This window comes from Streptococcus sp. KHUD_013 (assembly GCF_052588545.1).
The window spans coordinates 522920-538886 of the sequence record NZ_CP186264.1 but is presented as its reverse complement, the minus strand read 5'-3'; the positions used below and the strand labels follow the sequence as shown (position 1 = coordinate 538886).

Genomic DNA, 15967 nt, shown 5'->3' with positions numbered 1-15967 from the left:
CAAATATGCATCTTATCTAAAAGCTATTGACATTTTCCTATTTCCCTATTAAATTGGGTATGATAGAAATAAATACGAAGGGACTGTCTTTAACTGAAAATGTAAGCGGTCTCAAAAAATTAGAGGAGAGTTCTATGGACCAAAGATTTTTGGAAAAATCCTGTCGTTATAGTATCCGCAAACTAACTGTCGGTACGGCTTCTGTGTTATTAGGAGCCATTTTTCTCGGCTCACACCAGGTAGGTGCTGATAGTATTGTTGGAAGTCAAAACGAAAGCAACCACCTTGAAGCTGCCCCAGCCATAGAGAGCCCGACTGATGGAACCGGAGAAGCCAAACCAGAAAATCCGTATAGCGCTCCTATTTCTGAAGAAAAAAGCTCGTCACCTGATACAGAAGTTCAAAGCAAGCATACAGCCACTTCGACTACTTCGATTGAGCCAAATGAAGAAAGGGAAAATATGAAAGTTGAGACTCCCGTGGCCAAACAAACAGATTATCATTTAAGCTACAATCAACCTGCTGCTGCGACCTATGATGGGTGGGAAAAACAAGCTCTCCCAGTCGGAAATGGAGAAATGGGCGCTAAGGTTTTCGGACTCATCGGCGAGGAGAGAATTCAATACAACGAAAAAACTCTTTGGTCTGGTGGCCCACAACCGGATAGCACCGACTACAACGGAGGAAACTATCAAGATCGCTACAAAGTCTTAGCAGAAATCCGTAAGGCTCTTGAAGCTGGAGACCGCCAAAAAGCGAAGCAGTTAGCCGAAGAAAATCTAGTGGGACCAAACAACGCCCAATACGGACGCTACTTATCTTTCGGTGATATCTTCATGGTCTTTAACAACCAAAAGAAAGGCTTGGAGAACGTTACCGACTATCACCGTGACTTAGATATTACTGAAGCTATCACGACCACTTCTTATACTCAGGACGGAACCACCTTTAAACGCGAAACCTTCTCTAGCTATCCGGATGATGTTACTGTGACTCACTTGAGTAAAAAAGGGGATAAGACCCTTGATTTTACCCTTTGGAATAGCTTAACAGAGGATTTACTTGCGAATGGTGACTACTCTTGGGAATATTCGAATTATAAACAAGGGGCAGTCACGACCGATTCAAATGGTATCTTGCTCAAGGGCACTGTCAAAGACAATGGCCTTCAATTTGCCTCCTATCTTGGAATCAAGACAGACGGACAAGTCACTGCCCAAGATGGCTATTTGACTGTCACTGGAGCCAGCTATGCGACCCTTTTACTCAGTGCCAAGACTAATTATGCTCAAAATCCAAAAACCAATTACCGCAAAGATATTGATGTAGAAGCAACTGTCAAATCGATTGTCGAGGCGGCTAAAGCCAAAGATTATGAAACTCTAAAACATGACCACATCAAGGACTACCAACGTCTCTTCAATCGTGTTCAACTAAATCTTGGCGGTAATAAGTCTAACCAAACGACAAAAGAAGCTCTCCAAACCTATGATCCTACAAAAGGGCAACAACTAGAAGAGCTCTTCTTTCAATACGGACGTTACCTCCTCATCAGTTCGTCTCGTGACCGGACAGATGCCCTTCCTGCCAACTTGCAGGGAGTCTGGAATGCTGTAGACAATCCACCTTGGAACGCTGACTACCACCTCAATGTCAACCTACAAATGAACTACTGGCCTGCCTATATGAGTAATCTCGCAGAAACGGCTAGGGCAATGGTCAATTATATCGATGACATGCGCTACTATGGTCGTATCGCTGCTAAAGAGTATGCCGGCATCGAGTCTAAAGAAGGCCAAGAAAACGGTTGGCTGGTTCATACCCAAGCAACACCATTTGGCTGGACTACTCCAGGTTGGAACTACTATTGGGGTTGGTCTCCTGCTGCCAATGCTTGGATGATGCAGAACGTCTATGATTACTACAAATTCACCAAGGATGAAACTTATCTTAAAGAAAAGATTTATCCCATGCTTAAGGAAACAGCCAAGTTCTGGAATTCCTTCTTGCACTATGACCAGGCTAGTGACCGTTGGGTTTCTTCTCCATCTTATTCGCCAGAGCATGGAACTATCACGATCGGGAATACCTTCGACCAATCACTAGTTTGGCAGCTCTTCCACGACTATATGGAAGCTGCCAATCACCTCAATATTGACCAAGATTTGGTGACAGAAGTGAAGGCTAAATTTGACAAGCTCAAACCACTTCATATCAACCAAGAGGGACGTATCAAGGAATGGTACGAGGAAGACAGTCCTCAATTCACCAACGAAGGCATTGAAAATCATCACCGTCACGTTTCCCATCTAGTTGGACTCTTCCCAGGTACTCTATTTGATAAGGACCAGCCTGAATATCTGGAGGCCGCACGCGCAACCCTAAACCATCGTGGAGATGGTGGTACAGGTTGGTCCAAGGCTAATAAAATTAACCTCTGGGCTCGTCTCTTAGACGGAAACCGCGCTCATCGTTTATTGGCTGAACAGCTAAAATCTTCAACTCTAGAAAACCTCTGGGATACCCATGCGCCTTTCCAAATCGATGGGAACTTTGGTGCAACCAGTGGGATGGCAGAAATGCTCCTTCAGTCTCACACAGGCTATATTGCCCCATTACCAGCCCTTCCAGATTCTTGGAAAGACGGTCAAGTCTCAGGTCTCGTGGCCCGTGGCAACTTTGAAGTCAGCATGAAATGGAAAGAAAAAAATCTTGAGACATTAGCTTTCCTTTCCCATGCAGGTGGAGATTTAGTGGTCGATTATCCAGACATCGAATCGAGTATTGTCAAGATTAACGGGAAAGAAATCAAACCAACTCTTCTCAAAGACAATCGGATTCAGATTGCCACTCAAAAAGGGGATCAGATTACCTTTGAAAAGTTACCAGAGCGGGTCACTCGCCTATCTGCTGTGAGAAAAGATGCTGTAACTGCTGAACTCGATTTCAATCCGGTTACAGATGCGACCCACTATGTCATCCGTCGAGAGAGTAATGACGAAAGCAGTGATGCTCCTTCTATCAAAGAATTCCTAACCAATGTCACTCATTTCATCGACCGCTCCATTGATTCTCTCCATAGCTATAGCTATTCTGTTAGAGCCATGATTGGGGAGCACTCAAGGCAAGCATCCGAATCTGCGTCAATCCAACCAGTTGTGGAATTGATGGACGACAGAGATCCTCGTGTTCAATACGGTCCTGCCTTCCATAACTGGGAGGATGCTGACCTATTTGCAGGAACCGAAAAATATGCTGACCTAACTGTCGATAGTTATTCTGACAACGATGCCACTGCTAGAATTTCTTTTAATGGACGAGGAATTGAAATCTATGGTCTCAAATCATCTGAATTAGGCCTAGCGGAAGTTCAAATCGATGGCAAGAAAGTAGGAGACCTGGATTTCCACACCTCGGGAGAAACGGAAAAAAGTGCTCTAATCGGTCGTTTCACAGGACTTCCTGATGGAGAGCATCTCCTGACTCTAACCGTGAAGAAGGAACACTTGAACCGAGGGAATGAACGCTCAAAAATTTCCATAGATTACTTTAAAATCTATCCGGGTCAAGGTGCGACTGTTGAAAAGATGGATGACAGAGATCCTCGTATCCACTATGGCTCCTTGTTCAAGGACTGGAGCGAATCAGGCTTATATCAAACGACAGAAAAATACGCGACTCTCCAAAACGTGGATCCATCTCAGTATGCTGAGGCCAAAGCAACCATTCCATTCACTGGTACAGGTATTCGTATTTACGGCTTAAAATCTTCTGACTATGGAAAAGCCTTAGTCACCATAGATGGAAAAGAAATGCCAAGTTTGGACTTCTACTCAAGTGATGACTATGAAAAGAATGTGTTGATTGGCGAGTATACAAACTTAAGCAATGGAGATCATATCCTCACTTTGACAGTCGATCCTAACTCTCCAGATGACCGAAAGATGATTTCTCTGGATTCATTTGACATCTTGAAGCCGTCAACTGTATCCCTAGATACTCCAAGCCTGGCCCCAATAAAAGCAGGCGATCAGACGATTACCCTCACACTTCCGTCTGGGGAGTGGGATGCTATTGCCCTTCATTTCCCTGGCGAAAAAGATCCTGTTTTCCTCAAGAAAACCGATGATTCCCACGTCACCCTATCAGATGGAAATCGAGTGTTAGCGATTAAGGACCAGCAAGTTGAATTGCCGATCCCAGAAACTGCTCATCAAAAACAAACTCAGCTCATCACAGCCTATGCCATCCGAGGAAAGACCATCACTAGTCCGGTCGTCTCTCTGTTACCTGCTATTGTGACAAGTTTGGGAGACCAAGAACCTCCTGTAGTGACACTTCCTGAGTACACAGAGCCAATCGGCACTGCTGGACAGGAGGCAGCTATCCACTCTCTACCTGAATATGTCCTTCGAGTACTGAAAGACCAAGCAAGCCAGGTAGAGGTCATTAGTGGAGAAAATGAGATTGGTAGTGACAGTCATTTAGAGATTCAAAAGGTCCTTGACCAAGGACTCTTTGGCAAAACCTACGATGCTTTCAACCTTCAACTCAAGGATAAAGAAGGGAATCCAGTTCCAGTCAAAGGAAGTGTATTGGTTCGACTTCCACTATCAAAAGAAGTGAAGCAAGTCTATGTCTTGACTCCTAATCAAGAACTCCAAGCAGTAGAATTTACACTACGAGAGGGCATGATTGAATTCATGGCACAAGAGTTAGGAACCTATGCCATTGTCTACAAGACAAAATCAGAAACTGTACCATTCATTTCAAGTCTTCATGAGAAAGTTGAGCCGACTGTATCAGAAAGAAGGGAGCCATACAAGCCAAATTCAGAGAACACTAGTCCAAGGAAGGCCGGTGATACTTTGATGAGTGTTCCCAACTCTAAACAAGACGACGCTTCACAAGGACAACTTCCAAAAACGAATGCTAAACTCAGTTCATACCTACTCTTCTTAGCAGGACTTAGCCTTGTTCTCGCAGCTACTTTCCTAGAGAAAAAGAAAACCGATTAGCTTGATGTAGCTAACAAGATCAATAAAAAGGATGGAATCTCCATCCTTTTTCGTTTATCCTAAAACCAATTCGTCACTCACCAAGGTTTCACCACTGTTCTGATGGAAAAGGCGCATCAAGTCTTCAACTGTCAGGTTCTTCTTTTCTTCTCCTTTAACATCGACCACGATCTTGCCTTGGTAGAGCATGATCAAGCGGTTGCCGTATTCAATTGCATGGTTCATATCATGCGTAATCATTAAGGTTGTCAAATCATGGCTTTCCACGATTTTTTGTGTCAATTCCATGACCATTTCACTGGTCTTTGGATCGAGCGCTGCGGTATGTTCATCCAGTAGCAAGAGTTTTGGTTTGACCAAGGCAGCCATGACCAAGGTCAAAGCTTGCCGTTGTCCCCCTGATAAGTATTGCGTGTCCACTTTGAGGCGATTTTCCAAACCAATATTGAGTTCCTTCAAAGCCGTTTTAAATTCTTCGCGGTCTTTTTCTTTGACCCCCCAACTGAGTCCCCGTCTTGCTCCACGTTTTTTAGAAATGGCCATATTTTCTTCAATGGTCAAGCGGGAAGCCGTCCCCATCTTAGGATCCTGGAAAACACGCGCAATATCCTTGGCACGCTTCCGAACGCTGGTCTGCTTAATCGATTTCCCTTCTAAAAGGATTTCTCCTTGGTCCACTTGCAGGCCACCTGCCAGAATATTCATCAAGGTCGATTTACCGGCTCCATTTCCTCCAATGACGGAAATGAAATCTCCTTCTTCTACTGTCAGATCCAAGCCTTTGAGAACATGGTTTTCATTGACCGTACCTGCTTCGAATGTCTTATGGATATCTTCAATTTTTAACAATGTTGCCATTTATCTTCTCCTTCTAGTTGTTGCTTAATTTCAATCCACGAATCTTGAGACGTTTCTGGGCTTCTGGTGCGAACAAGACCAAGGCCAAGAGAATGGCGTTAAACAAACGGACCAAGTTTTGGTCTAGGTTTGGAATTTCGTAGATATTGAGGATAATGAGGCGGTAGACAATTGCCCCCACTCCAATCGAAAGCAAGCGTCCTCCAATGGTCAAATCATGGATCAAGACTTCTGCTAAAATAACAGCACTGAGACCTACGACGATGGTACCTGTACCAGAAGTCACGTCTGAGAAGCCATCTGTCTGAGCGAAGAGAGCCCCACACAATGCCACCAAGCCATTAGAAATCATATAACCGAAAATCTTCATGGTGTCCACATTCACCCCATTGGCCTCACTCATTGGGATATTGTCACCCGTTGAACGAAGAACCAAGCCAATCTGAGTTTTCATTAAGAGAGTCAAAATCAGGCAGACCAATAACAAACAAGAAAGACTAACAGCAAAGACAGCAGCCTCATTAGACAAACCCAGCCCCATCACAGACTTGAAGATGGTACTTGAATCTCCAATGGATAAATTAGGAACGCCCCCCATGATCTTAATATTGATCGAATAGAGGCCAGTCAGTGTCACAATCCCTGTTAAGAGAGCGGGGATCTTCATCTTAGTATGAAGGAGGCCAGAAACTAGACCTGCTAACATCCCTGCAAAAATAGAAAATAGGGTTGCTAGCCATGGGTTTTGACCCGCTTGAATTTGGGATGCAACGACTGCCGCTCCAAGCGGGAAAGCCCCTTCTGCTGTCATATCCGCTATATCTAAAATGCGGAATGTTAAGAATATACCAATGGCCATAATCGACCACAATAAACCTTCAGATAAACTTGATAATACTAAATCCATCATCCATCTCCTATTTCTTTTCGTTTATACCAGAGAGATCAATTCCTAATTTCTTAGCCATCTCTTTGTTGACATACAATTCTAAATTCTTAGGGGCTTCTACAGCCAGATCGGCTGCCTTTTCCCCTTTCAGAATACGAATCGCCATCCGGGCAGACTGACGACCCAACTCGGTGTAGTCTGTCCCATAGGTATAGAGCCCTCCTACTTGAGCCATTTCAATTGAACCTCCAATGACTGGAACCTTGTGTTTTAAAGAAACTTGTTTGATCGTTTCCATCGTAGAGGAAATAATGTTGTCCGTTGGAATAAAGACTAGATCGACCTCAGACATCAAACTGTCCGCTGCTGCTTTCACATTATTACTGTCTAAGATGGTTTTCTCTACGACACGGTAGCCTTTGGCCTCAAGGACTTTTTTAGCCTCATCTTTTTGAACGACGGAGTTGGGCTCACTTTGCGTATAAAGGATCCCGATTGTCTTAGCTGTTGGCAAAACCTTTTGAATCAGATCGACTTGTGTAGCAATCGCATCTGAAGATTGGTCACTCGTTCCTGTCACATTGCCACCAGGACGATCCAAGTTCTTGACCAACTTAGCAGCCAGAGGGTCCGTCACTGCAGAAAAGACTACAGGGGTTCTTTTGCTCGTATTGGCAATACTTTGTGCTGATGGAGTCGCAATGGCAAACACAAGGTCACTTTCCTGTGATAATTGATTTGAAATGTTTTTCAAATTTCTCTGCTCCCCTTGAGCATTTTGATAATCAATTTCAATCTCTTCTCCGTCTACATAACCCTGTTTTGCTAACTCTTCTACAAAGCCTTTTCGAGTTGCATCAAGAGACTTATGGGTAATATACTGCGAAATCCCAATCTTAATCTTTTGATGCTTAGAGGTCTTCAAGTGATGGAGGGTCAAGAGGGAGGTCATCAGTAGACCAACTACCAGAACCGGGGCAATTAACTTCTTTACAACTTTCATGAAACATGTCTCCTTCTCTAAAACATTCAAACAGCATACAAAAAAACCGTTTAGATGATTCTAAACGGTTGGTATCATTCCTCACAAACTTAAAAGTATGCCAGCATTGCCGTCCATTTAGATATCATCTATATGGACCACAATCAAAAATCTTAGCCACATAGATACAAACAAATTGCTCGTTTCGTTTGCATCCATGAGTTCATGTCTACAAACACTATCTAAAGTAGCTAAAGTAAAAGTTTTGATTCAACAATGTGGAGTTCGTGTTTTTCATAAAATTCTGCTTTCGTTTTTTTATGTTGACTATCTTACCGAAATTTTTTCAGGCTGTCAAGCCTAAATTCAGAATTTTTTTAATTATCTTATTTTTTCTTCATTACCAAACAAAAAAGTGCCCGATGAGGGCACTAAATGAGCGAATATCTTATTTTTTAAAGGTGAATTTAAAATCATCCTCTTCATTCTGATAAACCGTTAAGATTCCGTTTACCAATTTATATTTGAGATTGTATTGCATTACAAAGTTTCCACCACTATCTACAAGAAATTCATGAGTTTTTTCAGATAACTCGCCTTCAAATAACACCATATCTATGGTTCCTTTTTTAACATCAATTTCAACTCCTATTTCCTTCAAGTAACCCCATTTGCTTCGTTCCTCAATGTACTCCAATGCATTTTCCACAGAATTTAAATAACTTTTATCGCCTTCAAGGAGTTTTTTTGCTGCTCCTTTAAAATCAACTTTTCCTGATGTAGAAATTTTTACATTGTTACCCTCTACTTCCACAATCATTTCGACATCTTTAAAAAATTCACCAGAGATATCTAAAGTCGAGGTGAAACTTTCTTTAAAACCAGATGTCATTTCTTTCTTCACTTCAGGAGTAGCTGACCATTTCCCTTGAATACTATTTGGATTTTTAGCAAATAACAAAAAGGCAAGCACAGACAAAACTGCAACGGCAACTAGACTACATAATCCAATAATAAGCCCTTTTTTAGACTTCTTCACTGGCATTGGACCTTGGCCCATATATGAGGAATTAGTCTGGTAATTCAGTTGCCCATTGTTTGGATAGCCACCCTGCATCTGAGCATTGGTATAGGATGTGAAGGGCGCTCCCTCTTGAGCCGACTCCTGAACAGGAGCTTGTGGCTGGATTCCACCTTGACCAAAAGCTTGTCCTTGTTGTTGAAACGGACTTGTTGCACCTTGGAATTGATTTGGAGCTGAACTTGCACCTCCAAATGGGGCTTGGGTCGGAGTTGGACCTCCGAACTGTGCTTGTTCTGGTGATGGCGTCGCACCTTCAAATGGAGATTGAATTGGATTTACCAGCGTATCCTGTGTCGCTTGTGTTTCTGGACTTTCAAACTGACCAAAAACCTGTTCGATTTCCTCCTGATTGGCCGGTCGACCATGGACTCTCTCGAACTCTGCTAACCACTCTTCTTGTTTCACTACTATCTCCTTCTGACCTTTACTTATTTTATTATAAAGGAAATTCATAGGAGAAGCAAATCCGACTAAAATGAGCATAAAAAATCAGGGAAAAACCCTGATAAGCGAATGTTTTATTTTTTAAAGGAGTATTCAATTCCATAATCATTTCCATCCACGGAAACTTTCAGGGTTCCATTTTCAATTTTATACTTGAGGTCGTATTTAAGGAAATGACTTGCATCTTCATCCTGAATGAATCGGTGATCTTTTTCATCCACCTCACCTTCAAAGGCTACCATTTTAAGAGTGCCTTTCTTCACATCGATTTCAAGTCCCAAATCCTCTAAATAGGAATTTTCACTGTTTTCCTGGATATAGTCTAAGGCATCCTCAACAGAGTAAAAATCATTGTCCCCATCATCATAGAGTTCCTTTGCAGCTCCCTTGAAATCAATCTTACCAATCACACTAATGGTTACTTTTTTCCCCTCTACCTCTACAATCATATCCATATCTTTTACAAATTCACTAGAAATATCTGATGCAGTAGAGAAAGTGCCTGAAAAAGCAGACTTCATTGTCTTTTTCATTTCAGGAGTTGCTGACCATTTTCCTTGAATATTATTCGAGTTTTTAAAAAATAGGAAAAAGGCAAGTACAGCTAAGATAGCAACTGCAACTAAACTACATAATCCAATAATCAGCCCTTTCTTAGACTTCTTACCGGGTATCGGGGCTTGTCCCATATATGGGGAATTAGTCTGGTAATTCAATTGCCCATTGTTTGGATAGCCACCCTGCATCTGAGAATTGTTATAGGGCGAGAAGGTTGCTCCTGCTTGAGCAGACCCCTGAACAGGAGCTTGTGGTTGGACTCCACCTTGACCAAAAGCTTGTCCTTGTTGTTGAAACGGACTTGTTCCACCTTGGAATTGATTTGGAGCTGAACTTGCACCTCCAAATGGGGATTGGGTCGGAGTTGGACCTCCAAACTGTGTTTGTTCTGGAGTTGGTGTCGCACCTCCAAATGGCGTTTGTTCTGGAGTTGGCGTCGCACCTCCAAACTGCGTTTGTTCTGGAGTTGGTGCTGCATCTCCAAATTTCGCTTGTTCTGGAAACGGTAAGGGACCCCCAAATTGTCCTTGATTGGAAACAGGTGCTGCACCTTCAAATGGAGATTGAATTGGGTTTACCGGTGTATCCGGAGTCGCTTGTGTTTCTGGACTTCCAAACATACCAAATGCCTCTTGTATCTCCTCTTGAGTGGCCGGTCGACCATGGACTCTCTCAAACTCTGCTAACCATTCTTCTTGATTCATTGCTATCTCCTTCTAACCTGTAGTAATTTTATTATAAAGGAATTTAATGGGATATGCAAATCCGACTAAATTGAGCATAAAAAATCAGGGGAAACCCCTGATTTCATACTCTTATTCTTGAACTTTTGTTACTTGCTCATCTTCATCGACTAGATCACTGACCTCAACCTTCACCTTGGTGACACGACCATTTTTCACCTTATCATTTGTAAGGATCAAATGTTTCTTCATGCTATCTACTTCAAAACTCAAGCGCTCCTTGTGCCCTGGAATTCGTCCGACACCAGTCAGGTAGTAGCCTGCAATGGTATCCACATCATCACTTTCCAGCTTCACATCAAAATACTCATTGAAGTCATTTAAGGTCACAATCCCCTGAACAATATAGAGGTTGGGGGCAATTTCAAACACATCATTTTCAGCCTTATCGGTTTCATCATCAATTTCACCGACAATTTCCTCGAGAAGGTCTTCCAAAGTAACTAGACCAGCCATTCCTCCATACTCATCGAGCAAAATAGCCATCTGATTTTGTGTATTTCGGAGTTCCTTTAAGAGGTCATCTACAAAGATTGTTTCCGGTACAAAGAGAGGTTCCTGAAGGATCTTTCGAAGAGCGATGTTATCAAAGCCATTTACAAAGCCCTCATTGAGGAGGCGCTTGGTATGGATGAGACCAATAACATTGTCTTTGTCATCATCATAGACAGGAATCCGAGAAAAATTCTGTTTTAAAATGCTCTCGATGATTTCTCTGGTATCATCTTGGATATCCACCATAAAGGCATCCGTACGAGGAACCATTAGCTCACGCGCCATCAGCTCATCTAGTGAAAAGACTCCTTGCAACATTTCAATCTCGTCAGCATCCAGACTTGTTTCACTCTTAGCCAGCATATAGGCAATCTCATCTCGTGACATCTCTTCGTCTGCATCATCGAATTGCATAGGAGTCAGACGACTGACCAGATTGGTTGATGCCGATAAGAGCCAGACAAAGGGGCTAACGATTTTTCCTAGTAAAATCACAATTGGAGCCGTTCGAATAGCCAAGCTATCTTTCAGATTCATGGCAATACGCTTCGGATATAACTCACCAAATACAATCGAAATATAGGTCAGAAAAGCCAGTGAGAGGAAGCTAGCTATCGCACGTGCTGTCTCCGTATTTCCCATCCAAGAAGCGATTACTTTCCCAAGATCATCAGCTAAGCTTGCCCCAGACAAGATGGTAATCAAGGTAATACCAACCTGAATCGTAGATAAAAAGTGGTTGGGATTTTCCAATACCTTTAAGAGACGAATATATTTTTTATCGCCTTCCTCAGCCTTTTGCTCTACGCGAGAACGGTTCAGCGATACCATCGACATCTCCGTTGCAGAGAAAAATGCATTTAATAAGGTCAATACAAATAGTAAAACAAATTGCAGTATTAAATCCTGACTGCCAGGGTCTTCCATGGATATTCTCCTCAATGTATAGTAATAATGCCCATTATATCATATTTTTTGAAATGGTGCATAGTCGCAAAAATTTCCCTCCTAAAAGAGGAGGGAAGGCTCAGTTATACTCCATAACGTGTGAAATCATAAAAGAGTACATTCAGTTTTTCTACAAGTTCCAAAAGGGTCAAACTACTTGTACAAATAAATTTTTTCCCTTTGATATTCGGAATCATAAAGTTGGCAACAATAACATCATATTCGGTATGCTCTAGTTCATGAAGATTAAAGTCATGCTTGATGACCTGTGAAAACTCAAAGTTATCCGTACAATAGAATTTTAAGAAATCAATCATGGACTTGGCATGGTGGTCATCGTATCGGCTAATGATTAAGACCTTGACAGCCGTCCGTCTCCTTAATAGTTGAGGCAATAGATTTTCCCAATGTGAAAATACGGTATAAATCTGATGCTTGAGGTTTTCAGGATTTTCATGAAAGCCCATCTCTTTGAGATAGTGATACAAACCTGTTTCAACATCCTGATAAAATTTAGGGAAGAGGGTTCGATAATCCTCATTGGTATAGCTCTTGGTATCATAGAGAAGAAATTCACCAAAGATTTCACGCCGCTCCAAATAGGCGGTGTTGTGAATATGCATAATCATCTCTTCATAATTCTCAAGTTCTAAACCATAAGATTCACTCAGGTGATCAAGAAATTGAGAGGCTAAAATATAGGATTTTTTTGTAACAGCATCTTCCTCAGTGGAGTCAATCAGATCCTGTGGGGTAAAATAGAAGCGTTTCTGTAGGAAGATAATAAAGAGCTGTTCTATGATTTCTTCGTTAAATTCTACACCCAGCTGCAAACCAAAATAACGAAGCATCTCATTGATTTTTGGGAGCTCTTGATAGAGATAGGCGTATTGTTCAAAATTATTGGCCCCTTCAATTCGATACCCTTGCTTAATCCGGTAAAGGTAGACCGTTAGCATAATTTTATAAGAATGGAAGATCGAATAAGTCAGTGGGATTTCTGTCAGTTTATAGAAGAAGGTAATGAAATCAATAATGACTTGCTCTCTAATATCTGGAAATGGCCACTCTAAATAATAATACCGCTCTGCAAAATACTGGGAATAGAAAAAGCGAATATCGACTTCGTCCCCCACGACATTTAGAGGATTCAAGGTGATTCGTATATTGTACTTTTCCTGAATAATCTGGTTAATGTTTCGAATCAAGCGATAAAATGATTGTTGACTGAGATCATATCGTCTACAAATTAAGTCACTGGAAACGTCCTTATGGAAGAACAAGTATTCCAAGAGGGAGAAAGCTGTAGATTCTTTAAAGAAGTGATGGTAGACCACCTCAATCCCAACCGAATCATCATAGCTGATCTTAATGCCATTTGTCGAAGACTCAATCAAGAACTCTTTAAAGACCGTTCGTAAATTTGAAAGATCCTCCTTCAATGACCGTTCTGTACAATCTAACATTTCTGCGAGTTCCTTCAAATGAAACCAGCGCTTCTCTCGAATTAATGTTTCTAGCAAACGCATTTGGCGTCGCTGCTTTTTGGCAAGCAATTCTATCATCTTATAGAAACTCCTTGATTTTCTATCATTACTAATTCATTATAACATATTTTCTTAAAGGAAAGGTAAAAGTTAACGATTCAAGTACTTAGCTTACCCTTTCTTAGTCTATATTCAAAAGAGAGTGGGACAGAAATCGGTCATTCGTTAGAATTCGATTTCGTCGTCCCACCTCCGCACAGTTGAGTAGGATTGTAAAAGCTGATGAAATCAGCGTAGTAGAGCCCACTCAACCACTGCGTCTTGCTCGACAATCCAAAGACACTTAAGAGGCTAGGACTTTTGTCCCAGCCTCTTATTTATTCTGTTAGGATTTATTGATGATTCCAAACTCTTCTTGCTTGCGCTGCTCTTGTGTCTTTTTATGATTTTCATACAAGGCTGCGAGGAATTTCACGATTTCTTTACCAATCGAATAAACCGGAATTGCCACGATCATTCCAATTACACCATAGATGTTACTGGATAAAAGCAAAAGAACCATAATGGTAATGGGATGCACCTTCATCACCCCTCCCACAATCCGTGGATAAAGGATATTTCCATCGATTTGTTGAACAATCAACATGAAGATGACTGCTTTGACCATCATATTGAAATCGGTAAAAGCATAAGTAACTACCATAGGTATTAAGCCAATCGTCGGCCCAATATAGGGAATAAAGATGGCCAAGGCTGAGAAAATAGCAAAGACCAAGGCATATTTCAAACCGATAATACTGTAGCCAATAAAGGCTAGAGTACCAATAATCAAGGCATCGATAGAAATCCCACTAATATAACGAGAAACTGTTTGGTTGAGACTCACTAAGAGGGAGCTAATATTCCGCCGGTCATTCTTCAGGATAGTCCGCTCTATCATTGGCAGCAACTTCTTCCCATCAATCAAGAAGTAAACCAGGAAGATCGGCGTCATAACCAGAATGAAGAGCGTATTGACAATCGTCGATACCACACTACCCAAACTATTGGTCACACTGTTTAAGATATTTTGTAGAATATCCACATAAGATAGGTTTAGTTGCTGAATGGTTGATTGGATATTGATACTCTGAAAGGCTGGATTTTTAGATAACTTCGTCACAAAACTTTGCACTTCCCAATACAAGCCTTGGGTTGAATTAATCAAGCTTGTCAACTGGTTGATTAAAATAGGCAAGATATAAACAATCCCATAAATAATCAATCCAAAAAGGGTTACCAAGGTTAATAGAATGCCCAAAATTCGATTCAGATGAAATTTCTTTTCCAAAAATTCTACGATAGGATTGGTGATATAATACAAGAAACCAGCAATCAAAAATGGAAGAATAATGGTATTCAGAACAGATACAAATGGAGAGATGAGGCTTCCCATACTTCCCCAAATATAGAATATAATCGTTAATAATAGGACTTCACAGGTCCAGAAAAATAATTTACTTTTATGAAACATCCCTTTCCTCCTATCTGCTATTTTATCATATTTATGGTAAAATAGAAAATATTTTTATGAAGGTTAAAAAGATGAAAGAAAGCTTAATTGAACTGAAAGACGTCACTCTAAGAAAAGAAGGAAAAAACCTCCTCTCCCATTTAAATTGGACCGTTAAAAAAGGGGAAACCTGGGCCATCCTTGGCCTGAATGGTGCTGGAAAATCGACCCTCCTTCGTCTCTTAATGGCGGAATACTGGAAAACAGAAGGAGAGGTTTCTGTCCTTGGAACACAATTTGGACAAGGCGACATTCCTGAACTCCGCAAGCGAATTGGAGTGGTTAGCTCCTTTATTTCTGAGCGCATCCCTGAATCTCTATCCCCAGAAGAAATCGTCCTCACTGGTAAATACAAGAGTAGCATCCTCTATACAACTTACGGAGAGAAAGAACTCCAAGAAGCACGGTCCATGTTGCGTCGCATCGGTGCTACTTCTTTGATTGGGCGAAAATACAGGACCCTCTCTCAAGGGGAAAAACAGACGATTCTTATCGCCCGTGGTCTCATGGAAGAACCCGACCTTCTCATCTTCGACGAAGCCTCAAGTGGGCTCGACTTATTTGCTCGGGAAGCCATCTTTCAGTTGATTCACCAGATCAAACAGATGGAAAAGGCACCGACCATTCTCTTTGTCACCCACCATGCGGAGGAAATCACCAAATCTTTTAGCCATGTCCTTCTCCTCAAGGAGGGACAAAGTTTTGCCCAAGGCCCTAAGGAGGATATTCTCACCCAAGAAACTCTATCAGCCTTTTATGGGGGGAAGGTCCAGCTGATTCCTATCGGGGAAGATCGCTATTACATTCAGCCAGACCAGTAATCATTAGCCTACTAATACACAAAAGAAAGAGATTGGGACAAACGTCACCAATCTCTTTTCTTCTTCTATCTTAGATAGAACTGTCATT

10 protein-coding genes are annotated in these 15967 nt (G+C 41.6%); 2 read left to right on the top strand and 8 right to left on the bottom strand.

Going from position 1 to position 15967, the window contains the following annotated elements; all coding sequences use genetic code 11:
* Positions 1–134 precede the first annotated feature (134 nt).
* A complete protein-coding gene (locus tag ACOXXR_RS02430) occupies positions 135–5018 on the top strand; it encodes a glycosyl hydrolase family 95 catalytic domain-containing protein (RefSeq protein WP_445278662.1) in 4884 nt (1627 codons plus the stop codon).
* 54 nt (positions 5019–5072) lie between these two features.
* Here the strand turns inward: ACOXXR_RS02430 and ACOXXR_RS02425 are convergent, their stop codons facing one another.
* The 8 genes from ACOXXR_RS02425 to ACOXXR_RS02390 form a co-directional block, all read right to left on the bottom strand.
* Positions 5073–5876: an ABC transporter ATP-binding protein gene (locus ACOXXR_RS02425; RefSeq protein ID WP_445278661.1), complete on the bottom strand. Its 804-nt coding sequence runs from the start codon at positions 5874–5876 to the stop codon at positions 5073–5075.
* 13 nt (positions 5877–5889) lie between these two features.
* Positions 5890–6783, bottom strand: a complete 894-nt coding sequence (locus ACOXXR_RS02420; RefSeq protein ID WP_445278660.1) for an ABC transporter permease — start codon at positions 6781–6783, stop codon at positions 5890–5892.
* Positions 6784–6793: 10 nt separating this feature from the next.
* The gene (locus ACOXXR_RS02415) at positions 6794–7768 is read right to left on the bottom strand and encodes an ABC transporter substrate-binding protein (RefSeq protein WP_123160535.1); all 975 of its coding nucleotides are present in this window, start codon (positions 7766–7768) and stop codon (positions 6794–6796) included.
* Between the two features lie 427 nt (positions 7769–8195).
* On the bottom strand, positions 8196–9236 hold the full coding sequence (locus ACOXXR_RS02410; protein ID WP_270615711.1) for a hypothetical protein: 1041 nt from the start codon (positions 9234–9236) through the stop codon (positions 8196–8198).
* Between the two features lie 113 nt (positions 9237–9349).
* Complete coding sequence (locus ACOXXR_RS02405) at positions 9350–10537, bottom strand: hypothetical protein (RefSeq protein WP_195213687.1); 1188 nt, start codon at positions 10535–10537, stop codon at positions 9350–9352.
* A 111-nt stretch (positions 10538–10648) separates the two neighbouring features.
* Positions 10649–11998 carry a hemolysin family protein gene (locus tag ACOXXR_RS02400; RefSeq protein WP_445278659.1) on the bottom strand — a complete coding sequence of 450 codons (1350 nt, stop codon included), beginning with the start codon at positions 11996–11998 and terminating at the stop codon, positions 10649–10651.
* 104 nt (positions 11999–12102) lie between these two features.
* Entirely contained in the window at positions 12103–13584 is a 1482-nt protein-coding gene (locus tag ACOXXR_RS02395; RefSeq protein ID WP_023027141.1) for a M protein trans-acting positive regulator PRD domain-containing protein, read from the bottom strand.
* Positions 13585–13891: 307 nt separating this feature from the next.
* Positions 13892–15019 (bottom strand): AI-2E family transporter, encoded by a 1128-nt coding sequence (locus ACOXXR_RS02390; protein WP_123160539.1) that lies wholly within the window; start codon positions 15017–15019, stop codon positions 13892–13894.
* Between the two features lie 56 nt (positions 15020–15075).
* On the opposite strand from ACOXXR_RS02390, the gene ACOXXR_RS02385 reads away from it, so the two are divergent.
* The gene (locus ACOXXR_RS02385; RefSeq protein WP_117744567.1) at positions 15076–15879 is read left to right on the top strand and encodes an ABC transporter ATP-binding protein; all 804 of its coding nucleotides are present in this window, start codon (positions 15076–15078) and stop codon (positions 15877–15879) included.
* Positions 15880–15967: the final 88 nt, after the last annotated feature.